At 68.3% G+C, this 21,350-nt stretch carries 23 protein-coding genes; 8 read left to right on the forward strand and 15 right to left on the reverse strand.

All coding sequences use genetic code 11. The features are described from left to right. Window positions 1-174 precede the first annotated feature (174 nt). Window positions 175-1,002, forward strand: coding sequence for a type II CAAX prenyl endopeptidase Rce1 family protein (locus QM619_RS01020; RefSeq protein ID WP_415103395.1), 828 nt, complete (start codon window positions 175-177; stop codon window positions 1,000-1,002). Window positions 1,003-1,027: 25 nt separating this feature from the next. Further along, window positions 1,028-1,993, forward strand: coding sequence for an aldose epimerase family protein (locus QM619_RS01025; RefSeq protein WP_415103397.1), 966 nt, complete (start codon window positions 1,028-1,030; stop codon window positions 1,991-1,993). A 93-nt stretch (window positions 1,994-2,086) separates the two neighbouring features. Here the strand turns inward: QM619_RS01025 and QM619_RS01030 are convergent, their stop codons facing one another. Both QM619_RS01030 and QM619_RS01035 read right to left on the reverse strand, forming a co-directional pair. Then, on the reverse strand, window positions 2,087-2,344 hold the full coding sequence (locus QM619_RS01030) for a hypothetical protein (protein WP_415103399.1): 258 nt from the start codon (window positions 2,342-2,344) through the stop codon (window positions 2,087-2,089). Between the two features lie 48 nt (window positions 2,345-2,392). Then, window positions 2,393-2,926: a peptidase gene (locus tag QM619_RS01035; protein WP_415103401.1), complete on the reverse strand. Its 534-nt coding sequence runs from the start codon at window positions 2,924-2,926 to the stop codon at window positions 2,393-2,395. A 287-nt stretch (window positions 2,927-3,213) separates the two neighbouring features. On the opposite strand from QM619_RS01035, the gene QM619_RS01040 reads away from it, so the two are divergent. Genes QM619_RS01040 through QM619_RS01050 form a run of 3 tightly spaced genes read left to right on the forward strand, consistent with a single transcriptional unit; the run spans window position 3,214 to window position 6,235 of the window. Continuing rightward, window positions 3,214-4,590, forward strand: coding sequence for a DUF6421 family protein (locus tag QM619_RS01040; RefSeq protein ID WP_415103403.1), 1,377 nt, complete (start codon window positions 3,214-3,216; stop codon window positions 4,588-4,590). Next, window positions 4,590-5,162, forward strand: coding sequence for an SDR family NAD(P)-dependent oxidoreductase (locus QM619_RS01045; RefSeq protein WP_415103405.1), 573 nt, complete (start codon window positions 4,590-4,592; stop codon window positions 5,160-5,162). The genes QM619_RS01040 and QM619_RS01045 overlap by 1 nt, the downstream gene beginning before the upstream one ends. Window positions 5,163-5,182: 20 nt before the next feature. Next, window positions 5,183-6,235, forward strand: coding sequence for a threonine aldolase family protein (locus tag QM619_RS01050; RefSeq protein ID WP_415103407.1), 1,053 nt, complete (start codon window positions 5,183-5,185; stop codon window positions 6,233-6,235). A 123-nt stretch (window positions 6,236-6,358) separates the two neighbouring features. Here QM619_RS01050 and QM619_RS01055 read toward each other — a convergent pair whose 3' ends face one another. From QM619_RS01055 to QM619_RS01065, 3 genes are all read right to left on the reverse strand, one after another. After that, complete coding sequence (locus tag QM619_RS01055; RefSeq protein WP_415103409.1) at window positions 6,359-6,907, reverse strand: YbaK/EbsC family protein; 549 nt, start codon at window positions 6,905-6,907, stop codon at window positions 6,359-6,361. Beyond that, window positions 6,891-7,322 (reverse strand): hypothetical protein, encoded by a 432-nt coding sequence (locus QM619_RS01060; RefSeq protein ID WP_415103411.1) that lies wholly within the window; start codon window positions 7,320-7,322, stop codon window positions 6,891-6,893. The genes QM619_RS01055 and QM619_RS01060 overlap by 17 nt, the downstream gene beginning before the upstream one ends. Window positions 7,323-7,388: 66 nt before the next feature. Beyond that, window positions 7,389-7,616, reverse strand: coding sequence for a pyridoxamine 5'-phosphate oxidase family protein (locus QM619_RS01065; RefSeq protein ID WP_415103413.1), 228 nt, complete (start codon window positions 7,614-7,616; stop codon window positions 7,389-7,391). A 57-nt stretch (window positions 7,617-7,673) separates the two neighbouring features. Here QM619_RS01065 and QM619_RS01070 point away from each other — a divergent pair, with 57 nt between their 5' ends. Continuing rightward, window positions 7,674-8,159 carry a YqhA family protein gene (locus QM619_RS01070; protein WP_415103415.1) on the forward strand — a complete coding sequence of 162 codons (486 nt, stop codon included), beginning with the start codon at window positions 7,674-7,676 and terminating at the stop codon, window positions 8,157-8,159. Between the two features lie 343 nt (window positions 8,160-8,502). Here the strand turns inward: QM619_RS01070 and QM619_RS01075 are convergent, their stop codons facing one another. From QM619_RS01075 to QM619_RS01095, 5 genes are all read right to left on the reverse strand, one after another. After that, a complete protein-coding gene (locus tag QM619_RS01075) occupies window positions 8,503-9,606 on the reverse strand; it encodes an adenosine deaminase family protein (protein ID WP_415103417.1) in 1,104 nt (367 codons plus the stop codon). 169 nt (window positions 9,607-9,775) lie between these two features. After that, entirely contained in the window at window positions 9,776-10,855 is a 1,080-nt protein-coding gene (locus tag QM619_RS01080; RefSeq protein ID WP_415103419.1) for an extracellular solute-binding protein, read from the reverse strand. A gap of 62 nt (window positions 10,856-10,917) precedes the next feature. Beyond that, on the reverse strand, window positions 10,918-11,913 hold the full coding sequence (locus tag QM619_RS01085; protein WP_415103421.1) for an ABC transporter ATP-binding protein: 996 nt from the start codon (window positions 11,911-11,913) through the stop codon (window positions 10,918-10,920). Then, window positions 11,910-12,707, reverse strand: coding sequence for an ABC transporter permease (locus QM619_RS01090; RefSeq protein ID WP_415103423.1), 798 nt, complete (start codon window positions 12,705-12,707; stop codon window positions 11,910-11,912). The genes QM619_RS01085 and QM619_RS01090 overlap by 4 nt, the downstream gene beginning before the upstream one ends. Then, complete coding sequence (locus QM619_RS01095) at window positions 12,704-13,522, reverse strand: ABC transporter permease (RefSeq protein WP_415103425.1); 819 nt, start codon at window positions 13,520-13,522, stop codon at window positions 12,704-12,706. Before QM619_RS01095 ends, QM619_RS01090 begins: the two co-directional genes overlap by 4 nt. Before the next feature lie 203 nt (window positions 13,523-13,725). Here QM619_RS01095 and QM619_RS01100 point away from each other — a divergent pair, with 203 nt between their 5' ends. Continuing rightward, window positions 13,726-14,691, forward strand: a complete 966-nt coding sequence (locus tag QM619_RS01100) for a LacI family DNA-binding transcriptional regulator (RefSeq protein WP_415103427.1) — start codon at window positions 13,726-13,728, stop codon at window positions 14,689-14,691. A 387-nt stretch (window positions 14,692-15,078) separates the two neighbouring features. Here the strand turns inward: QM619_RS01100 and QM619_RS01105 are convergent, their stop codons facing one another. The 3 genes from QM619_RS01105 to QM619_RS01115 form a co-directional block, all read right to left on the reverse strand. After that, complete coding sequence (locus tag QM619_RS01105; RefSeq protein ID WP_415103429.1) at window positions 15,079-15,987, reverse strand: 1,4-dihydroxy-2-naphthoyl-CoA synthase; 909 nt, start codon at window positions 15,985-15,987, stop codon at window positions 15,079-15,081. Between the two features lie 137 nt (window positions 15,988-16,124). Next, window positions 16,125-16,838, reverse strand: a complete 714-nt coding sequence (locus tag QM619_RS01110) for a glycerophosphodiester phosphodiesterase (protein WP_415103431.1) — start codon at window positions 16,836-16,838, stop codon at window positions 16,125-16,127. 2 nt (window positions 16,839-16,840) lie between these two features. After that, on the reverse strand, window positions 16,841-18,946 hold the full coding sequence (locus tag QM619_RS01115) for an acyltransferase family protein (RefSeq protein WP_415103433.1): 2,106 nt from the start codon (window positions 18,944-18,946) through the stop codon (window positions 16,841-16,843). Window positions 18,947-19,009: 63 nt separating this feature from the next. Here QM619_RS01115 and QM619_RS01120 point away from each other — a divergent pair, with 63 nt between their 5' ends. Continuing rightward, entirely contained in the window at window positions 19,010-20,671 is a 1,662-nt protein-coding gene (locus tag QM619_RS01120) for a DUF885 domain-containing protein (RefSeq protein ID WP_415103435.1), read from the forward strand. A 27-nt stretch (window positions 20,672-20,698) separates the two neighbouring features. Here QM619_RS01120 and QM619_RS01125 read toward each other — a convergent pair whose 3' ends face one another. Next, window positions 20,699-21,034 carry a type II toxin-antitoxin system PemK/MazF family toxin gene (locus QM619_RS01125; RefSeq protein WP_415103437.1) on the reverse strand — a complete coding sequence of 112 codons (336 nt, stop codon included), beginning with the start codon at window positions 21,032-21,034 and terminating at the stop codon, window positions 20,699-20,701. Further along, window positions 21,027-21,254: a hypothetical protein gene (locus QM619_RS01130; protein ID WP_415103439.1), complete on the reverse strand. Its 228-nt coding sequence runs from the start codon at window positions 21,252-21,254 to the stop codon at window positions 21,027-21,029. The genes QM619_RS01125 and QM619_RS01130 overlap by 8 nt, the downstream gene beginning before the upstream one ends. Window positions 21,255-21,350: the final 96 nt, after the last annotated feature.

A 21,350-nucleotide genomic window follows, 5' to 3' on the forward strand; every position in this document is an offset into this window, starting at 1 on the left:
GCCGATCCCCCGCTCCCGGATCCCCCGCGCTCCCCGAACTGTTGAGGGAAGCGCTGATCATTCACGTCGTCCCGTGCCCCGATCCGGGATGACGATTCGGGACGACGATTCGGGACGACGACGGAGAGACTTCGATCAGCGCATCTTTGGGGAGCCGCATGGAAGACTCACCGCATGCCGCGCGCCCAGGGTTCCGTCGCCACGGCGTCCGCCTGGGCGGTATTACCGGCGGGATTGCTCGGCATCGCGGCCATCGTGCTGCTGGTGGCCCGCGATCCTCTGCTCGGCACCCTTGCCCTTGCTCTCGGACTGCTGACCGCCTGGCGTTGCGACACGACCGGCCGATCGTCCGGGTTGCTGCCCGATCTGACCGCGGTGGCGTCCGGCATCGCGATCCTCAGCCTGTCCGATCTGGCCGCCGACCTCTCCGACGCCGGCATGATGCGGTTCACCGTGGTGCTGAGCGTTGCGCTGCTGGTGCCGTACGCGCTGATCCGTTGGGTGTTCCGCCGCGAGCCGATCGCCATTCCGTGGGGTGGCTGGCGCTGGAACCCCAGCCAGTGGGGCTATCTGGTCGTCGTGCTGGCCGCCGGTTATCTGATTCTGCCGTGGTATTTCCTGAGCACCGGCGTGTACCGCAACTGGCCGGCGGTGCACTCCCCGGCCGAGATCGCCCGGCTGTTCGTCGGGGTGAACGCGGTCGGCATCTGGGACGAGCTCTTCTTCGTGTGCACCGTCTTCGCCCTGTATCGGCGGCATTTCCCGTTGTGGCAGGCGAATCTGCTGCAAGCGATGGTCTTCGGGTCGTTCCTGTGGGAGCTCGGCTACCAGGCCTGGGGACCGCTTCTGACCATTCCCTTCACCCTGGTCCAGGGCGCGATCTTCCAGCTGACCAAGAACCTGGCCTATGTGATCACCGTCCATCTGCTGTTCGATCTGGTGGTGTTCCTGGTGCTGATTCACGGGCACAATCCGATCTGGCCGACCATTTTCCTGATCTGAAGGGCACCTCGTGAACCTCCCAGCCATGCCCACCCGCCACGACTTCGGCAGCATCGACGGCGCCCCGGTGGAACGCGTCCGGCTCACCGGGGGAGACCTGGTCGTCGACCTGGTCACCATCGGCGCCGCAGTCCATCGCGTCATCGTCGCCGGACGGGACGTCGTCCTCGCCCATCCGGACGCCGCCGGCTACGCCGACTCGATGTTCGGTCTCGGCCTGACCATCGGCCGTTTCGCCAACCGGATCGGCGGCGGCCGGTTCACGCTGGACGGCATCGAGCACCGGCTCGTCGTCAACGAGAACGGCAACACCCTGCACGGCGGCCCGGACGGCTTCGCCCGCCGGCTGTGGGGCATCAACGACGTGACCCCCGGCACCGTCGAGTTCGCCCTGACCAGTCCGGACGGCGACCAGGGCTTCCCCGGCGAGGTGTCGGTCCAGGTCCGCTACACCCTGACCGCCGACGAACTGCGGATGGACTACACCGCCACATCCACCGCGCCGACCCCGATCAATCTGACCAACCACGCCTATCTGAATCCGGCCGGCGAGGCGTCCGGCACCGCCGACGGACTGCTGCTCACCGTGCATGCCGGCACGCTCCTGGAGGTGGACGAGCGGCTGATTCCGACCGGACGCCTGCTGGACGCCGACCTCCGCGAGCCGCGCCGGATCGCCGACGTCGCACCCCTGGACACCTGCTTCGTGGTGGACGGCGAACCGGGTGCGCTGCGGCCGCATGCGACGCTGGCGGCGTCCGATCTGGCCATCGACGTGCTCAGCGATCAGCCCGGCGTCCAGGTCTTCACCGCTGACGGTCTAGCCGGCGTTCCCGGTCTGACCAGGGAATACGGGTCGCGGGCCGGGGTCGCGCTGGAGACCCAGAATTTCCCGGACGCCCCCAACCGGCCGGAGTTCCCCGACTCGATCCTGCGGCCGGGCGAGCTGCACCGCACCAGCACGGTGTGGCGCTTCCGCACGATCGACTGAGGTCCCAAGGACCCCGAAGTGCTCGGGCGTCCGCGTCCGACTACGAGGCGCGGACATTCTCGGCCCGGACACTGTTCTCGACCAGCGCGACCATCACCGCACCTCGTCGAAATCGGAGACCGGCCCCAGCCGAGCCTCCAGCAGCCGAAGCAACGCCGGCGTCGACACCACGGTCTCCAGGCCTTCGGAGATCCAGATGTAGGCGAAGTGGTTCGCACCGCGACCGGCACCCTGGCGCTCCTTGCCGGCCCGCACCAGCGCCCGACCAAGCAGGGCGTCCAGCACCCGGCGCCGGTTGGCCTGCCACAGCGAGCGTGGCGAACCAGGTCCGGACCGTAACAGGTCCTGCATTCGCCGGATGTTACGCCACCGGGACCGCGGAACGAATCAGCGGTTCCTTCAGGCGGCCAGGAATAGCGCCAGCACGGCGGTATCGGCGTCCTCATTCGGGTCGAATCCGGCGCGACTCACCATTCGGGTGATATTGCCGCGACGGTCGGCCTCAACCCAGGCGGCGCGATGCTCCAGACCGAGGTGTGGAATGCCGGGCAGCAGCACACAGCCGGCCGCGACCTCGTCCTGTTCGGGCAGCGACGGACGGATCTCGTGCGGCGGGTGCAGCACGATCAGTCCCGGCGGCTGATGGTCGGCGAATTGGCCGGGCAGCACGGCGTGTTCGCCGAGCACCGGGCCTTCGGCCAGCACCACGCCGACTGCGCCGAGCGGTGGCGCATCGGGCAGATCCTCCCGCACCCGGAAGACGGTGCTGGTGGGGAGCATGCCGGGCACCCCGGCCATCCGGACGGCCAGCAGCAGGAAGCGCGCCCATTCCACGGTGCTGGCCGGCCAGCGTCCGGACACCAGGAAGCCGCTGAGCAGACCCTGGGCCTGCATGGGTGCCACCTCGACCGAGACGTTGTCGTGTTCCAGCATGTCAACCTCCTGTTCCGCGCGGTTCCGCCGGTTGCGACATGGTGAATCACATCTGTGTTGGCAGACAAGACCCCCCGAGTGCCAACTCCGCCGGTGCCGCCGGCGAACGCGCTATGGCTGAAGGAGGACGCCGAGGCGCTCCTGATACCCGGACGCGCTGCCACACCCACCGGCCGCAGGCAGGATATTTTCCCGTCGGATGAGGCTCGTACCACGATCTAGCCGGCAAATCTGTTCCATTTGAGACGATACTGGCGTGGAGCGTGTCCATGATGTGAGAATCTCTTATGACCACAGTCGCCGAAATCGAAGTGTCGGAGCTCACCCGTCACCCCTCATGGCTCCGGATCAAGACCGCAGCCACCGCCTTGCAGCCGTTACAAACGGTTAACGGCGCCATCGAGGACGAGGCCAACCACGACCGCGCCCGAAGCCTGGTCGAGGAACTGGTGTCCGGAATCGCCGACCTGGCGCCGCAGTTCCCGCACGACGCGTCCTATCTGGACGCCGTCCAGGTCGACTTCCGGCGTTGGGCCGACGGCGGTTTCGCGGTGCCCGACTTCTACGATTCGCTGATCCAGTTCCAGCCGCAGCAGCATCGCGTCGACGGACTCGCACACCTGGTGGTGTTCCCGATGTACACCCAGAACGGCTCCCGGAGCCGGCTGGTGGAGGCCGTCCTGGTCCAGGTGATCTGGCCGGATTTCGTCGCCGAACTCGAGGCCGGCGACCACAGCAACAAGCTGTTCGTGCCGATCCGTTTCCTGGACTTCACCGCCGGCTACGACACCAACTCGGCGGTGCTCTTCCCCGAGACCGTGGCGATGCGGCAGATCCCGACCTTCACCTGGGGGGCGATCTTCGCCGACCGAGAGTCCGCGCGGTTCCGCCGGGTGGTGCGCGCCGCGGTCGAGGTGACCAAGCTCGATCTGCCCGCCGAGGCCGCCGAACTGCTCGACGACCAGCAGTTGGCGGAGGAGACCTTCGTGATGTGGGACCTGATCCACGACCGCACCCACATGCGCGGCGATCTGCCGTTCGACCCGTTCATGATCAAGCAGCGGATGCCCTTCTTCCTGTATTCGCTGGAGGAACTGCGCTGCGACCTGACCGCCTTCCGCGAGTCGGTCGCCATCGACCGCCGGATCGCCGCCCTCGCCGAACCCAGCGCGGACGACCTCGAGCTCGCCCATCACGCCCGGCTGGTGCAGTACTGCGTGCTGTTCGACCGCATCTTCCGGTTCGCCATCACCGGCAACCGCGTCCGGAACTACGACGGACTGGGCGGTCAGCTGCTGTTCGCCTGGCTGCATCAGCACCACGTGCTGCACTGGACCGACACCCAGCTCGCCTTCGAGTGGGACCGGGTGCCCGACTGCGTCAACGAGCTCGGTGCCGCCATTGAGCACCTCTATTGGCGCTCCATCGACCGGCCCAAGATCTCCCACTGGCTGGCTGCCTACGAACTGGTGTCGGGCACCGTCGAGCCCCACCCGGCATCCGCCTGGAAGGCCGGCGACCTGCCGCTGACCGGGCTGCCGCGCGAGCTGACCGACAAGGTGATGGACGACGAGTTCCCGCTGAGCATGTTCTACGAGGCGTTCGAGAAGAAGATGCGCGACGTCATCGCCTCCACTTCGGGCATCACCGGGACGGCGGACTGATGCGGGTGGTGATCGCCGGCGCGGGCAGCCCCGCCGGCGACGCCACGGCGTCCGCACTGCGCGAGCGCGGTCACGAGGTGATCGAGATCGGGCCGAACGAATGCGACCTGCGTGACTTCGCCGCCGTGCGGTCACTAGCCGAACGGCTAGGCCCGGTCGACGGGGTGATCCACCTGGTCGGCGGCTGGCGCGGAGGCGGTGGCCTGGCCGGACAGTCCGACGAGGACTGGGACTGGCTGCAGACCATGATCGTCGGCACCCTGCGCAACACCACCCGCGCCTTCGTCGACATCATCGCCGCCTCGCCAGCAGGCCGGTTCGCGATCGTCTCGCAGACCGGGGTGACCAAGCCGACCGCCGGCAACGCCAACTACCTGGCCGCCAAGGCGGCCGCGGAGACCTGGCTGCTGGCCGTCGGTCATGCGCTGAAGGACAGCCCCGGCCGGGTGCACATCGAGCGGGTGCTGGCGTTGTACTCGGATCGTGACGTGGAAAAGTCGCCTGACAAGGACTTCAGCCGACAGACCCACGTGAGCGAACTCGGTCAACGGCTGGCGAGTCTGTTCGACTAGCGACATGGAAGGATGACCCGGTGCAACTCCACGATCCCGCCCGCCGCGGCTTCGCCAGCGACAACTACTCCGGCGTCCACCCCGAGATTCTGGACGCGATCGCCGAGGCCAACGGCGGCCACCAGACCGCCTACGGCGGCGACGCCTACACCCGTCGGCTGAACGAGGTGATCCGCGGGCACTTCGGCCCGGAGGCCGAGGCGTTCCCCGTGTTCAACGGCACCGGCGCCAATGTCACCGCGCTGCTGGCGATGCTGCCCCGCTGGGGCGCTGTGGTCTGTGCCCAGACCGCACACATCAACGTCGATGAGGGCGGCGCCCCCGAGAAGGTGGCCGGACTGAAGCTGTACCCCGTTCCCACTCCCGACGGGAAGCTCACCCCGGAGTTGCTCGATGTCGAGGCCCGCGGTTTCGGCGACGAGCATCGCGCCCAGCCGCTGGCCGTGTCGATCACCCAGTCCACCGAGCTGGGCACCCTCTACACACCGGACGAGATCCGGGCCATCACCGAGCACGCGCACAGTCTCGGCATGACCGTGCACGTGGACGGCTCCCGGCTGGGCAACGCGGCCGCCGCACTCGGTGTTGATTTCGCTGCGTTCACCACCGACGCCGGCGTCGACGTGCTCAGCCTGGGCGGCACCAAGAACGGCGCGCTCGGCGCCGAGGCAATCGTCGTGCTCAACCCGGACGTCTGCACCGGCCTCACCTTCCTGCGCAAGACGAATATGCAGTTGGCCAGCAAGATGCGGTTCGTGTCGGCTCAGCTGATCGCCCTGTACGAAGGCGACCTGTGGCTGCGCAGCGCGAGTCACGCCAACGCCATGGCCACCCGGCTGCGGGCTGCCGTGGCGGACATTCCGGGCGTCGAGTTCGCCCAGCCCACCCAGGCCAACGGCGTCTTCGTCCGGCTGCCCGAAGGGGTCGCGGACGCCGTCCGCTCGGAGTTCTTCTTCTACGACTGGGACGAGGCCGTCCGCGAGGTGCGCTGGATGTGCTCCTTCGACACCGCCGGGGCCGACGTGGATGCCTTCGCCGCCCTGATCCGGGACGCCTGCAGCCCTTCCGCCTGACCCGTGGGCACTAATGACGAAAAGGCCGACCCGCGGTCATCCCTGACTCGATCCGGGATCTCCCGACCGCCGGGATGACGAAAAGACCGACCGCAGGAGTGGCGCAAACTCGGTCGGACACCCTCAGCCGACGTCGCGGGCCAGGTCGTCGACGCGTTCGACGCCGGGCAGGGCGAGCAGTCCGGCCACCGGGATGAACAGCTTGGAATGCCGGACGCCGGAACCGATGCACACCCAGTCCCGGTCGGCGACAGCGCCGTCCACCCAGATCGGCCAGCCGGCGGGCAACCCGACCGGGTTGATGCCGCCGTACTCCATGCCGGTCGCCTCCACCGCGAAATCCATCGGCGCGAAGGACGCCTTGCGGGCGTTCAGCCGGCGCCGGACGACGTTGTTCACATCGACCCGGCGGTGCGCCAGGGTCATGCAGCAGGCGTGCGAGTCGACGCCGGCCCGGGTGCCGCGGACGATCACCGCATTGGCCGAGGCGTCCATCGGAACCCCGTAGTGGGCACACAGATTCTCGGTGTCGGCATAGGCCGGATCGATCGCGGCGACCAGCGCCTCGGGAATCAGGTGAATCGCCGCCCGGACCGGCGCGGCCAGCAGATCCGGACGGTCGGCGGCGGGCACCGCGTCGAGGGTACCGAAGACGTCAGACATGGCGTCCATCCTGCACCAGACCGGTGGGCAGGCCGTCCAGCGATTCGGCGTTGAACTGCCGCTGGTAGGCGAGCAAGCCGTCGTCGCCCTTCTTGGCCGCCCAGGAGTCCAGCACGTCGCGCTGACCTTCGTAGCTGTACAGCGGGACGCCGAACCCGCACGAGGTCACCGCCAGGTCGATGTCGAGCAGGTGCACCTGTCGCAATCCGCGTTGCGGCGGGAACAGGCCGGCCAGCTCCTCCCAGCCATCTTCGCCGGGCTGCGCCATGGTCGGTGTCCCGAACAGCCGGACGATCCACGGGTTTCCCTCGAACGCACAGAACATTAAGGAAGCGCTGATCAATGCTGTTCCGAGCGAGGACGTGCCCGGCGGGATGAGCTGCGGCCCCCAGATCTTGTGGGCGTACTTGGACGTACGGCGCAAGATTTGGGGGCCGCAGATCGCCCGTCCGGGTGCGCCGCAGCCGGGACATGATTGATCAGCGGTTCCTTAAAACGTCATCCGAGGCGTGTCGAGGACGTGTGCGGCGGTCTCGTTGCCCGAGCCGGTCAGATTGAGCCACGCCACCCGGTTGGGGTCCAGGATCCGCAGCGTGTCGAGGCCCTTCGGCGACACGTTCACCCGCCCGGAGCGGGCGGCGGTCGCCACGAAGAACATGTGCTGCGCCTCGATGAACCGTCGGATGCGTCCGGTGATCTGCGGGTAGCACTGAGCCATGGTTCATTCTGCACTCGCCAGCCGATAGCGTCGGATCATCCAAGACCCGGAGGAGCCATGACCGACAGCAGACCGTCCAGCAGGCTGGGCCGTGGCCGGCACCGCGTCTCGCTCACCCGCTTCATCGTGTTGGTGCCGGCGCTGGGCATGCTGCTGGGTTCGATCACGCTGACGACCGTCGGCGCGATCGAGGTCGGCCAGACCATCCTGGGAGCTTTCACGGGCCACGTGGACGCCAAGGAGTACGTGATCTCCTTCGTCGAGATCGCCGACGTGTTCCTGCTTGCCGTGGTGCTGTTCATCATCGCGATCGGGCTCTACGAGTTGTTCATCGACGAGATTCCCGGGCTGCCCGAATGGCTGGTGTTCGGCTCCCTGGACGACCTGAAGAGCCAGCTGATCGGCGTGGTCGTGGTGGTGCTGGGTGTCTTCTTCCTGGGCCGCGCCCTGCACGGCGATGACGCCCTCAACCTGCTCTACCTCGGTGGCGGCATCGCCGCGGTGACGGGGTCACTCTCGCTGTTCCTGCGGGCCAAGCACTGACGCGGGCCGGACGCCGTCCGGTGACGACATCAGCTCGTCGGCGTTCTCCGACAACCCGGCGTCCAACCAGGTCAGCTAGCGCCGAACGGTGTGGTGCGCAAGCCACGCGTCAGCACCTGGGTAGCCGCCGCCCAATGTCTGCTCACGCCGGGCGACCTGCTCCGCGGACCCGCACTGACCGTGACCGAGATGGAACCGCTACATCGACTGTCCAGACTGGGGTAGACCCAGCAGGTGCTACGGATGTCGCTGGTTGAGTCTGTCGGGCCACTCGATGATGCCGCCTTGGAGAGATCCCGGCGTCCGCCGGGATGACGAGAGCAGGTGACCAGAAAGAACCGAGTCAGATGGGGGCCTCGGCGTCCAGCACTGCCAGTTCGCGCTCGAAGCGGGCGCGCAACGCCTTCTTCTCCGACGGCGGCAGCCAGCTGGCGTCCACCCCGGCGAGCGCCATCTGCCGCAGCCGGGGGTACGGCACGCACAGTTCGTCGGCAAGGATGCCGTACTCGGCGGCCAGCGTGGTCGGGAACATGCCGGGGTCGTCGGACGCCGCGATCACGTTCAGTCCGGCGTCCAGCATCGCGGCGATGGACGCCCGACGCCACGGTCGCCAGGAGCGCCGGGATGTGGTCGAGACCACCGTGATCGGGGTCTGCTCGGCCCGTAGCCGGGCCACCACCGCGTCGTCCTCCAGCACGAAGTAGCCGTGGTCGATCCGGTCGCAGCCGAGCAGATCGAGGCAGGTGATGGTGTTCGCCGCACCCGGCACATGCTCCGAGGAGTGCGCCGTCCGCTTCAGTCCGGCCTCGCCGGCGAGCCGGTAGGCGTCCGCGAACCGTTCCGGCGGACCGACGGTCTCCAGGTTGTCCAGGCCGATCCCGGCGACGTACTCATGCGGATGGGAGACCACGGTGCGCACCCAGGCCAGCGCCTCGTCCCCGCTGCGGCTGCGGTCGATCGCGGCGATCAGGCGTCCGGACATGCCGAAGTCGCGCTCGGCGAGCCGGATGCCCTCGGCGTAGGCGTCGATCAGTGTCGGGTAGCCGAGCCGGGCCAGCCGTCCGCGTGGCTCGTCGACGGACAGCTCCAGGTGCCGTGTCGCGCTGTTGTGGTGGGCGTCGGAGCACGCCTCGTAAACGATCCGGGTCAGGTCCTCGGCGTCGCGCAACGCCTCGGTCACCCAGCCGGCTAGCTGGAACAGCGAATAGGACACCGCCGGTTCGTCGGCGGAGGGTCCCTGCGGCACCGGAATTCGGGTGTTGCGGTACAGGTCGGGGTCGGGCGGCAGCGAGTTGCAGCCGGCGTAGACCCGCTCCGGCGTGTCCGGCAGCGCCAAGTCTTCGCGGCGAGCCAGCTCGGCGAAGGTGGACGCCCGCACAGTGCCGATCAGATGGCAGTGCAGGTCGACCTTGGGCAGCCGGGCGATGAGGCCGGCGTCGATCGGCATCGCGGTTCCTTCCGAGTGGGGACGACAGGCTCGGCCATCGGCAGGCGGCGGGCGAACGGCATCCGACGCTCCGGATCGATCCAGATTGGGCACCGAGTATGGTGCCCGATCCGGATCGATCCCGAGGGCCGATGCCAGACCCTGAGCGGGAACGCCGGAATCGACACTCTCAGCTGCCGGTCACCTCGCGGGCGAAACGGTCGGCCAACGTCGTGAACTCGGCTGCCGCCTTGACCGCGTCGATGGTCGAGTAACCGGCCTTGGTCGGATCCGGCACCGCGCCGCCGAGCATCTTCGCGAACGCGTCGGGCACGGCCACCTTGGTGTTGACCGGCAGATCGTTGTAGCCCTTGAGCGCCTCGGTCTGGGCGTCCGCACCCAGCAGGTAGTCGATGAACGCGTAGGCGTTGTCGGTGTTCTTGGCGCCGACCGGGATCATCGCCCGGTTGGTGGCGAGGTAGGCGCCCTTCTCGGGCACCGCGAAGGCGAAATTGGAGTCCTTGCCGATCAGGTCGGCGGCGAAACCGCTGATCGACGCGGCGGCGACGATCTCGCCCTGCGTCATCAGGTTCGACACCTCGGTGGTCGAGGCGTAGAACTTCAGCACCCCCGGCTTCCAGGCGGCCAGCTTGTTGATCGCGGTGTCGTAGTCGAACGGCCCGCTGCCGTAGGTGGTGCCCAGTCCGGAGACGGTGAGCTGTCCGGAGGTGGCGCTGATGTCGGGCAGGGCGAGCTTGCCGGCGACTGAGGACTCACCGAACAGATCCCACGACTTGGCCTGCTTGGCGGTCACTTTCCGGGTGTCGTAGACGATGCCGTTGAGCTGGTAGGTGGTGGCCGGGCCGTAGAGATCGGAGCCCTTGGCGAAGTCGGCGACGTCGGCCAGCGCCGGCAGCTTGGCGGAATCGATCTGCTCGAACAGCTTGTCGGTCTGGCCCTGAGCGGCGAAGTTGTCGGTGATCAGCATCACGTCGATGCCGGCGCTGTTCTCGGTGGCCTTCAACTCGTTCAGCCGCTCGGCGTTCTTGCCAGTGACCACCTCGACCTTGATGCCGGTCTTGGCTTCGAACGGCTTCACGACAGCCTCGGTGAAGCCCTCGACCCCGAAGCTGAAGGTGCTCACCTTGAGGGTCTTGGCGGCGCCGGAGGTCTCCCCGGCGGGTGCGGCGTTGCCGCCGCACCCGGTCAGTGCCAGCGAGGTGGCGACGACCGTCGCCGCGATCATCGCCAGAGTTGTCGTGCGGGCCATGTCTGTCCTTTCGGAAGGTACGAGTTCGGAGGGTACGAGAGTGTGTGGAGCTCGGGCCCGGGTCAGGCGGCGAGCACGATCAGGTGTTCTTGTGCGATGCCGAGACGGACGTCCTGGCCGGGGGCGAAGGCGTCCGCGCCGACGCCGCGAATGTCGGAGATCAGCCGGACGCGGGCGCCGGAGGGATCGGTGACCTCGCTGGTGACCAGCAGGTCGACGCCGCGGTAGGCGACATCGGCGATGGTGCCCTGCAGCCGGAGTCCGCCGACGACGTCCTCGCCCAACCGGAGACGTTCCGGACGGATCGCGGCGGCCCTGCCGTCGGCCAGGGTGAGGAAGTTCTCGTAGCCGAGGAACTCGGCGACGAACCGGCTGGCGGGCGCGGTGAAGACCTGTTGCGGCGTCCCGGCCTGCTCGATGGTGCCGGCCCGCATCACCACCATCTGGTCAGAAAGCTCCAGCGCCTCGTCCTGATCGTGGGTGACCAGGACGACGCACAGTCCGGTCTCGGCCTGGATGCGGCGCAGCTCGGCCCGCATCTCGACCCGCAGCCGGGCGTCCAGCGCGGACAGCGGCTCGTCGAGCAGCAGCAGCCGGGGCCGGATCGCGATCGCCCGGGCCAGCGCCACCCGCTGCTGCTGTCCACCGGACATCTGCCGGGGCCGCTTGTCGGCGTGGGCGGTCAACCCGACCAACTCCAGGGCGTCGTCCACCCGCTGCCTTAGTTCGGCGGTCGGCACCTTGCGCAGTTTCAGGCCGTAGCCGACGTTGTCGCGGACGGTCATGTGCGGGAACAGCGCGTACTGCTGGAACACCATGCCGAGCCCGCGCTTCTCGGGCGGGACGCGGGTGCAGTCCTCGCCGTCGATCAGGATCTGCCCCGAGCTGGGCTTGCCGAACCCGGCCAACATGCGCAGCGAGGTGGTCTTGCCGCAGCCGCTGGGCCCGAGCAGGGTGGTCAGCTTGCCGTGTTCGATGTCGAGCGAGATGTTGTCGACGGCGACCACGTCGCCGAAGGTCTGGGTGACGTTGATGAATTGCGCGGCGGGGACGGTCATTTGTTGATCCCTCCGAAGATCTGGGCGAAGCCGACGGTCCGCTCGGCGATGAACGCGATCACGACGGTGGCGGCGAGGACGAGGGTGGACATGGCGGCGATCATCGGGTCGATGCCCTGCGAGACGTAGTCGAGCATTTCGATCGGCAGTGTGGTGCTGCCCTTGGTCAGCAGCAGCGACAGCGGCACGTTGTTGAACGAGGTGATGAACGACAGCAGCGCCGCCGAGAAGATGCCCGGTCGCAGCATCGGCAACGTGACGTCGAAGAAGGCCCGCACGGGTGAGGCGCCGAGCATGCGGGCGGCCTCCTCGGCCTGGCCGTCCATATTGGCCAGCGACGCGCCGGTCACCCGGACGGCGTAGGGCAGCATCAAGATGGTGTGGCCCAGGATCAGCACCGGCAGGTAGTTCTGCAGCCGCAGCGGGATCGCCAGCTGCTGATAGAGCGCGGCGCCCAGCACCAGCTCGGGAATGATCAGCGGCGAGAAGAAGATGTTCTGAATCACACCTCTGCCCCGGAAGTTGTTTCTGGCCAGGGCCAATGCCGCCGGGACGCCGAGCGCCAAGCCGAGGAAGGTGGCCACCACGGCCACGATCAGGCTGGTCACCAGTGCGGTCATGAACCGTTCGTGGGCCAGTGCCGCGCCGAACCAGCGCAGCGAGACGGCGTCCGGCGGGAAGGTGAGCGTGTCACCGGCGTTGAACGAGATGGCGACCACGAAGAAGATCGGGACGATCATGATCGTGTACCCGATGACCGCCAGGACGAGCGCGATCGGATGCCGGTTCTTCACTGTGTCCTCCCCAGCCGGCCGGCCGCACTGGACAGCGAGGCGACGCCGAACACCAGGATCGTCATGACCAGCGCTACGGCGCCCGCCATCGTCCAGTCGACGTTGGTGTCGGTGTAGTAGAAGAGCTGCGTGGAGAGCATCTTGTCGCTCGAACCGCCCAGCAGGAACGGCGTGGTGTAGGCGGTCACCGAGCCGGCGAAGACCAGCGTCGCCGCCACGATCACGCCCGGCATCGAGAGCGGGACGACGACGCTCCAGAAGGTGCGGATCGGTCCGGCGCCCAGGCTGCGGGCCGCCTCATCGAGGGTGGCGTCCACCTGTGCGATCGCCGAATAGCTGGAGATGATCGCCAACGGCAGGAAGAGCTGAATCAGGCCGAGCACGATGGCGAACTCGCTGGCCAGCAGCTGCGGAGGCTTGTCGACCAGGTGCAATGCCATCAGCACCCGGCCGAGCACGCCCTGGGAGCCGAGCACCACCAGCCAGCCGAAGGTGCGCACCACGTTGCTGAGCAGCAGCGGGAAGATCGCCAGCGCCAGCCACATGCCCACCCAGCGGGAACCGCTGCGAGCCAGCATGTAGGCGATCGGGAAGCCGATAGCGACGCACAGGCCGGTGACCACCAGGCCGATCCACACCGTCCGCCACAGAATGCCGAGCATGAACGGATCGGTGAAGAAACTGCCGAACGCGGCCAGCACTTCCGCCGGTCCGGAACGGCGCGGGAAGAACAGCATAGTGATCGCCGGAACGATCAATCCGACGACGAGCACGATGAGCCCCGGCACGAGGAGAAGGCCGGCACGGGTCCTCATTCACGCTCCCTCCTGCACGATCCGCGAAACGGCTCGGCCTGCAATCGTTTGCACTGGTCGCAGGAAAGCTATCCCATCCCCGCGCATACCGGTACCGTCTCGTGTAACGATCGAGAAAATGGTTCCCCACGCCGTGGGGGGACCATTTTTCAGCAACCAGCTCGGATCGTGGTGGCCAGTGGGCACCGCAGGAAGGGAGGGCCGTGGCCACCCTGTCGGACGTCGCCGCGCGAGTCGGTGTCTCCAAGTCGACCGTTTCTCGCGCCCTCAGCCGGCCCGATCTGGTGGCGCCGGGGACGGTGGAGCTGGTCCGGCGCGCCGCCGACGAGTTGAATTTCGTGGTCAACCGGGCCGCCAGCGGTCTGGTCACCGGACGCACCGGAGTGATCGCGATCGTGGTGCCCACCCTTGACAACCTCTTCTTCACCCCGATCATCGTCGGGGCACAGCGCCGGGCGGCGGCGCAGCAGCGGCAGCTCACCATCGCCGCCAATCCACTGGAGACCGGCAGCCAGGTCCGCGACCTGGAACGGTTGGCCCGGCAGGTGGACGGGCTGATCCTGGCCGCGCCGCTGGGGCCGGACGACCACGTCCGCGAGGTCTGCCGGATCAGGCCATCGGTCCTTGTCGACCGCGAGATTTCCGGCATCCGGTCGGTGATCGCGGACGCCGCCACCGCCTTCGGCACGCTGGCTGGGCACCTGGTCGACGACGGCCACCGGTCCCTTGCCTACCTGAGCGGGCCGCACGGCTCGTGGCAGGACGTCCAGCGCGCCCGCGCGATCGCCGAACGGACGGCGGGACGCGCCGAGCTGACCGTCTTCGGCCCGATGCCGCCCACCTTCGCCGCCGGCGCGCAGATCGCCGACGACGTGGTGGCCTGCGGGGCGAGTGCCGTGATCCCCTACGCCACTCAGCTCGGCCTGGGTCTGGTGTTCTCGCTGCGGGCGCACGATCTGGCCGCCGCACGCGGCCTGGTGGTGACCTCGGAGAGCGCGATCACCGCGGCGATCGGCGACGAACGGACGCCGGCGATCGACGTGGACGGCAGCGAACTGGGCGCCGCCGCGATGGAGCTGCTGGCCGACGCGCTGGACGCTCCGGACGCCGCACCCTCCCGCTCGCTGCGGCTCCCGGTCCGGGTCACCCTGCCCGGCGTCCGCCCATAGAGGGCGCCGACGTACGGAACCGTCCGGACGCCCCGGACGGAGTCCTTCGGCCTGGCCGTGCGACGAATCGATTCGCCGGACCAGGTCGTTGACCCACACGACCGCCTCGATGACGCTGAGCATCTCGTCGAGCCCTTAGGGAACCGCTGATCAATCATGTCCCGGCTGCGGCGCACCCGGACGGGCGATCTGCGGCCCCCAAATCTTGCGCCGTACCTCCAGTACGCCCACAAGATCTGGGGGCCGCAGCTCATCCCGCCGGGCACGTCCTCGCTCGGAACAGCATTGATCAGCGTTTCCTTAGCGACCTGCGCTCAGCCTATGTGGGACTTCCGACAGCCACCAGGCGCGCCCCGAACGACATTGCGGCGGGTCAGACATGATCCGTCAGTAGTAGTACGGGAACCTCGACCAGTCCGGACGCCGCTTCTCCAGGAAGGAGTCCCGGCCTTCGACCGCCTCGTCGGTCATGTAGGCGAGCCGAGTGCTCTCGCCTGCGAACACCTGCTGGCCGATCAGACCGTCGTCGATCGCGTTGAAGGCGAATTTCAGCATCCGCTGCGCGGTCGGCGATTTGCCGCAGACCAGCTCCGCCCAGGCCAGGCCTTCGTCCTCGAGGTCGGCGTGCGGCACGACCTTGTTGACGGTGCCCATCTCGTAGCCGCGCTGGGCGTCGTAGGTCTGGCCCAGAAAGAAGATCTCACGGGCGATCTTCTGACCGACCTGGCGGGCCAGGTAGGCCGAACCGAAGCCGGCGTCGAACGAGCCGACGTCGGCGTCGGTCTGCTTGAACCGGGCATGTTCGGCGGACGCCAGGGTCAGGTCGCAGACCACATGCAGCGAGTGGCCGCCGCCCGCCGCCCAGCCGTTGACCAGGGCGATCACCACCTTCGGCATGAACCGGATCAATCGCTGCACCTCGAGAATGTGCAGCCGGCCGCCCTCCGCCTGGGTGCGGCGGGCGTCCACGGTGTCGGCGGTCTCCCCTGCCGCGTACTGGTAGCCGGAACGGCCCCGGATGCGTTGATCGCCACCCGAGCAGAAGGCCCAGCCGCCGTCCTTCGGCGACGGCCCGTTGCCGGTCAGCAGAACACAGCCGACGTGGGCCGATTGCCGGGCGTGATCGAGCGCGGCGTACAGCTCGTCGACGGTGTGCGGCCGGAAGGCGTTGCGCACCTCGGGCCGGTCGAACGCGATCCGCACCGCCGGCACGTCCTTGGCCCGGTGGTAGGTGATGTCGGTGAAGTCGAAGCCGGGAACCTCGTCCCACAGCTCCGGACGCCAGGGGCTGGTCATGCCGACCAACCTATCGTCGGACGCCTTGCCGATTGAGTTCGGCGGATGAGATCCCGGCGTTCGCCGGGACGACCAGCCTATGGGGTTGTTGTCAACGGGTCTTCCCGTGCTCGACACGGGATCTCCGCGCCGGGCGATCACCAGTTGGGCCGCGCCTTGATCAGGTCGGTGAAGATGCCGTCGACGCCGAGCCTCATGCAGCGCTGCCGTTGCGCCGCCTTGTTCACCGTCCACACCCGCACCTTGAAGCCGGCCCGGTGCGCGCGGGTGACGAAGCCCGGCACCATCAGCACGTGCCGCGGCGGGTGTACCGCCTGGACGTCCAGTTCGCGGAAGTACCGCCAGGGTTCGCGCAGCATGCCGTCGTGGACGGCGGCCAGCTCGCCTGTCCAGCCGCGTTCCCGCAGGCGCTGCAGCGAATAGTGGTTGAACGACGACAGCACCACCCGGTCGGCCAGGCTGCGCTCGTCGACCAGCGCCAGCACCTTGTTCTCAAGGCCCTTGTACGGCTTGACGCTGTTCTTCAGTTCGATGTTGATCTGCGGGCCGCCGGCGGCGAGCAGGTCGAGAACCTCGGCGAGGGTCGGAATGCGGGTCGTCATCGGGTCGGCCTTGGGCTTGACCCGCGACCGCAGCTTCTGCAGCCGGGGCAGGGTGAAGCTCGACACACCGCCGGTGCCGTCGTGGGTGCGGTCCACCGTCTCGTCGTGAATCACCACCGGCACGCCGTCCGAGGTCAGCTGCACGTCGAGTTCGACACCGTCGACGCCGGCATCGATCGCCGCCGTGAAGGCGGCGATCGTGTTCTCCGGCTGCCGCGCACTGGCGCCGCGGTGTGCCCAGATCTCCATCGTCACGCCCTTTCGATCGCCCGCATCAGCCTCGCCCGGACGAGATCCGTTGTGGTCTCGACATAATCCCTCGTGAGGTGATGCTGGTCCATCCACACTCTCACATTCCCGATCGTCGGCACACAGAGCCGCTCGGGACAGGCCAGATCGGCCAGATCGAGGGTGTTCAGCCCCTTCACCCCCTCGACCAGCGGAGTCAGCGGATTGGGCGTCTCCAGAATCGGGTGATCCGACTGGCAGGGCGGGTCGTCGGGCTGCCGGGCCGCGTCGCATTGGGTGAGGCCGACCTCGAACCGCGGCGTGTCGCGCATCGCGATCACCACCCGTCCCGGCGTGACGTGTTGTTCGAGGAGTTCCAGTCCGGCCTGCAGCACCGTTTCGCCGTCGTCCTCCGATTTGGTGCCGATGGTGATCACCAGGTCGGGGTCGAGCGGCTCGATCGCGTCGAGCACGTCCGGCCAGAAGTCCGCGCATTTCTCGACTTCGTTGATCGGATCGCCGGCCGGCGCCAGATAGCAGTTCTGCTCGTAGATCAGCAGCACCTGCCAGCCGCGTTCGCGTCCGATCTCGCGAATCGCGGTCGACCAGTGCTGCATATGCGAATTGCCCACCAGCAGCACCCGCTCGGTACCCGTTGGCTCCTGCAAGGGCAGTTCGGACGGCGACATGGCGCCGCCCGCGCCGGCGTCGTCCAGGCTCGGATCGGTCAGCACCTGGCACTGCTGTTGCGCCTTGGTGGGCAGTTTCCAGGACGCCGGGCAGGCCGGCCCGGCCAGCCCCCACTGGTAGGGGATGTCGGCGATGGTCGGGATCGGCGGCCCGTCCGGTTGCGCCACCGGATGGAAGTCCGGGTCGAGGACGCGGGCGCCCGGATGAGCGGCGATCGCCAGCAGCCGCTGCTGCTCGGCCTCGGCCTGCTGCTGGATCCGGGCCTGCTCCGCCTGCCAGCTCAGCAGCTGCCGCCAGCCGGTCACCGCGCCCAGCACCAGTGCGACCGCCACCACGACCAGCAGGGCGTCCCGCCACGGCCCCCAGTGCGACGTCCGGTTGCGCAGCGGCAGCTCCACGAAGCGGTGCAGGACGATCGCCAGCCCGAGCGAGGCCGCGATGATCACACCGCCGGCGAGCAGGCTGGGCCGATCGGAGTCCACCGTGACCACGTAGCCGATCAGGATCGGCCAATGCACCAGGTACAGGGCGTAGGACGCGTTGCCGAGGCCGGCGATCCAGCGATGCCCGAGCAGCCGGCCTACGCTCCACCGGCCGGGATCGTCCCCGACCAGCACGATGGTGGCGGCCGCCGTGAGCGGAAACAGCGCGATCCAGCCCGGAAAGGCGTCCCGCACGTTGACGGTGACGCCGACCAGCAGAATGGTGGCCAGGCTGACCCAGCCGGCCGCGATGCGCCACGGCGAGCCGGGCACGCCGACCGGCCGGCCGCGGGTGGCCAGCAGGGCGAGCAGCGACCCGAAGGCGAACTCCCACAGCCGGGCGCGGGTGTCGAAGTAGGCGAAGGCCTGATCGCGCGCGGTGATCCACACCGACCAGCCCAGCGAGGCGGCGAAGACGGCGCCGAACGCGACCGCCAGCAGCCGACGGGCCGGGAGCCGCGGCCAGCGCCGGACGATCAACGCAACGACCCCGATCACCAGGGGCCAGCCCAGGAAGACGGTGGCCTGGATCGACAGCGACCAGAAATGTTGCAGCGGAATCGGCGCCCCGCCGTAATAGCTCACGTCATTGACGGCGAGCCACCAGTTTTGCACGTAGAGTGCGCTGGCGATCGCCTGCTGCTGGATGTCGGGCCAGATCGCGATCGGCATCAGCCGCTGCGCGGTCACCACGACCACCAGGATGGTCACCGTGGCCAGCGGCACGATCCGGGCGAAGGTGCGCGTCCAGTACCCGACCAGGCCGAGCGGATGCCCGTCGTCCAGTTTGCGGGCGAACGACGAGGTCAGGAAGTAGGCCGACAGCACCAAGAAGATGTCGACGCCGCCCGAGACCCGGTCGAGCCACACGTGATAGACGACGACCAGCAGCACGGCGACGAATCGCAACCCTTGGATGTCCTGCCGCAACGGTGCCCGCGAGGCGAGTTTCGTCATCAAGCGGAGGAGTGTAGACGTGGCGGCTGTGGACGTCCGATCCACCGGAGATAGGGTCGAGCGGTGAGCACCCGTGAACCGACCGAGGTGGACGCCCTCGCCGACACCTACACGCTGGCCGCCGCCGATCTCGATCCGGTGTTCGCCACCGAGATCGGGCTCGGCGGCTACGACCACCGGATGCCCGAGGCCGGCCCGGATTTCCACGACGCCCGCGACGCGCTGATTCGCGACACCCTGGCCAAGCTGGACGCGGCCACCCCGCGGGACGGGATCGATCGGGTGACCATCGCCGCGATGAAGGAACGGCTCGGTATCAGCCACGAGCTGTACGAGGCCGGCGAGCAATTCCGCGACCTGAACAACATCGCCTCCCCGCTACAGGGCTTCCGCGACGTGTTCGACTTGATGCCGACCGACACCGAGGAGCACTGGTCGGCCGTCGCCACCCGGCTGGCCGGCGTCCCCCGCGCCGTCGACGGCTACCTGGCCTGCCTGCGCGAGGGCGTCCGGCGGGGCACGGTGCCGTCCGTGCTGCAGGTGCGGGAGGGCATCAAGCAGGCCGCCGAACTGGCCGACCCCGCGTCCTCGTTCTTCGTCGAGTTTCCGCGCGGCTCGGGCCAGTCGGCCACGCTGAGCGCCGAGCTGGAGCGGGCCGGCCTGGCCGCCGCCGAGGCCTACGGGACGCTGGAGCAGTTCTTGCGCGAACTGGAGCCGGAGGCGCCCGCGGCCGATGCCGCCGGACGCGAGCGCTACCAGCTGTGGTCGCGGGTGTTCCTGGGTGCCGCCGTCGACCTGGACGAGACCTACGAATGGGGTCTGGACGAGCTGGCCGCGATCTCTGCCGAACAGGACGCCGTGGCCGCTGAGATCGCCGGGCCGGGCGCCTCGGTCGAGGACGCGATGTCCGAATTGGACGCCGCCCCGGCCCGCAAGCTGGCCGGCACCGGCGCGCTGCGGGAATGGATGCAGGTCACCGCAGACCAGGCAATCGAGCAGCTCAACGGCGTCCATTTCGACATTCCGCGCGAGGTGCGGCGGCTGGAATGCATGATCGCGCCCACCCATACCGGCGTCATCTACTACACCGGGCCGTCGGACGACTTCTCGCGTCCGGGCCGGATGTGGTGGTCGGTGCCGTCGGGCGTGCAGGAATTCAACACCTGGCGGGAGAAGACCACCGTCTACCACGAGGGCGTCCCCGGCCATCACCTGCAGGTCGGCCAGGCCGTCCACAACCGCGAGCAGCTCAATCTGTGGCGACGGCTGGCCTGCTGGGTCTCCGGCCACGGCGAGGGCTGGGCGCTGTACGCCGAGCGGCTGATGGAGGAATTCGGCTACATGGACGATCCCGGCGACAAGCTCGGCCTGCTCGACGGCCAACGGATGCGCGCCACCCGCGTCGTGCTCGACATCGGCGTCCATCTCGGCAAGCCGGCGCCACAGCGCTGGGGCGGCGGTACCTGGGACGCCGAGAAGGCGTGGGAGTTGCTGCGGGCCAACGTGAACATGGACGCCAAATTCCTCCGGTTCGAACTGAACCGGTACCTGGGCTGGCCGGGTCAGGCGCCGTCCTACAAGATCGGCCAGCGGCTGTGGGAGCAGCTGCGCGCCGAGGTCGAGCAGCGCGCCGGCGAGACGTTCTCGCTCAAGGATTTCCACACCCAGGCGCTGAACCTCGGCTCGCTGCCGCTGAGCGTGCTGCGGGAGGCCGTGCTGGATTGATCAGCGTGGCGCCGGTTGTTGACTCGCCTATTCGTCGATGAAGTCGCGGATCCACTCCCGGATTTCCGCCAGCGTCGCCGAATCGACCCGGCCCGCGCGACCGGCCACCCGTTGGCGCGAAATGGTCCGCACCTGCTCGGTCATGGCCCACGACTCGCGAGCGGGCACATCACCCTGCAACAGGATGTGATTCGACCATCCGCGATCCACCGATGTCACCGGCACCACGATCACGAGCGTGTCGGCAATGGCTAGATGCCCTCGCGACGAGACGACTACGGCCGGACGACGACCGCTCTGTTCGCGTCCGACGACCGGGTCGAGGAAAACCCAGACGATGTCGCCGGGGGCGAGGTCAGGCATCCTGCGCCGACTCCCACCACTGGGTCTCTTCGCGATAGGAAGCGAGGTCGCTAGCCGGTGTCGCGTCGATCTCGGCCCTCAGCCGCTCAATCCGCTGCTGTTTGTCGGCGAGCGCGGCGAGGTGCGCCAAATGGTCGCCCAGCGTGCGATGCGCCGCAGCCGCCTGGCGCTTGAGTAGGTCCCTGACCTCGCGGTTCACCTTGATCGTGGTGAGCGTCATACCAAGAGGATACCTTTGGTCACACCGACAGCGGCTCAGCGGGTCAGGGGAACCCCGGCCTGGCCGTTGTCGGTGCCGGGCCGCGGGGTGCCGTCG

It is taken from the genome of Micropruina sp., assembly GCF_047606665.1.
GTDB lineage: Bacteria > Actinomycetota > Actinomycetes > Propionibacteriales > Propionibacteriaceae > Micropruina.

What these genes read in the sequence shown, in the direction of transcription:
- QM619_RS01115 (WP_415103433.1), bottom strand. Translation starts at nt 18,946, where the DNA reads ATGACGAAACTCGCCTCGCGGGCACCGTTGCGGCAGGACATCCAAGGG.
- QM619_RS01030 (WP_415103399.1), bottom strand. Translation starts at nt 2,344, where the DNA reads ATGCAGGACCTGTTACGGTCCGGACCTGGTTCGCCACGCTCGCTGTGG.
- QM619_RS01110 (WP_415103431.1), bottom strand. Translation starts at nt 16,838, where the DNA reads ATGGAGATCTGGGCACACCGCGGCGCCAGTGCGCGGCAGCCGGAGAAC.
- QM619_RS01085 (WP_415103421.1), bottom strand. Translation starts at nt 11,913, where the DNA reads ATGACCGTCCCCGCCGCGCAATTCATCAACGTCACCCAGACCTTCGGC.
- QM619_RS01045 (WP_415103405.1), top strand. Translation starts at nt 4,590, where the DNA reads ATGCGGGTGGTGATCGCCGGCGCGGGCAGCCCCGCCGGCGACGCCACG.
- QM619_RS01025 (WP_415103397.1), top strand. Translation starts at nt 1,028, where the DNA reads ATGCCCACCCGCCACGACTTCGGCAGCATCGACGGCGCCCCGGTGGAA.
- QM619_RS01020 (WP_415103395.1), top strand. Translation starts at nt 175, where the DNA reads ATGCCGCGCGCCCAGGGTTCCGTCGCCACGGCGTCCGCCTGGGCGGTA.
- QM619_RS01055 (WP_415103409.1), bottom strand. Translation starts at nt 6,907, where the DNA reads ATGGACGCCATGTCTGACGTCTTCGGTACCCTCGACGCGGTGCCCGCC.
- QM619_RS01075 (WP_415103417.1), bottom strand. Translation starts at nt 9,606, where the DNA reads ATGCCGATCGACGCCGGCCTCATCGCCCGGCTGCCCAAGGTCGACCTG.
- QM619_RS01035 (WP_415103401.1), bottom strand. Translation starts at nt 2,926, where the DNA reads ATGCTGGAACACGACAACGTCTCGGTCGAGGTGGCACCCATGCAGGCC.
- QM619_RS01125 (WP_415103437.1), bottom strand. Translation starts at nt 21,034, where the DNA reads ATGCCTGACCTCGCCCCCGGCGACATCGTCTGGGTTTTCCTCGACCCG.
- QM619_RS01095 (WP_415103425.1), bottom strand. Translation starts at nt 13,522, where the DNA reads ATGAGGACCCGTGCCGGCCTTCTCCTCGTGCCGGGGCTCATCGTGCTC.
- QM619_RS01080 (WP_415103419.1), bottom strand. Translation starts at nt 10,855, where the DNA reads ATGGCCCGCACGACAACTCTGGCGATGATCGCGGCGACGGTCGTCGCC.
- QM619_RS01070 (WP_415103415.1), top strand. Translation starts at nt 7,674, where the DNA reads ATGACCGACAGCAGACCGTCCAGCAGGCTGGGCCGTGGCCGGCACCGC.
- QM619_RS01130 (WP_415103439.1), bottom strand. Translation starts at nt 21,254, where the DNA reads ATGACGCTCACCACGATCAAGGTGAACCGCGAGGTCAGGGACCTACTC.
- QM619_RS01065 (WP_415103413.1), bottom strand. Translation starts at nt 7,616, where the DNA reads ATGGCTCAGTGCTACCCGCAGATCACCGGACGCATCCGACGGTTCATC.
- QM619_RS01040 (WP_415103403.1), top strand. Translation starts at nt 3,214, where the DNA reads ATGACCACAGTCGCCGAAATCGAAGTGTCGGAGCTCACCCGTCACCCC.
- QM619_RS01105 (WP_415103429.1), bottom strand. Translation starts at nt 15,987, where the DNA reads ATGACCAGCCCCTGGCGTCCGGAGCTGTGGGACGAGGTTCCCGGCTTC.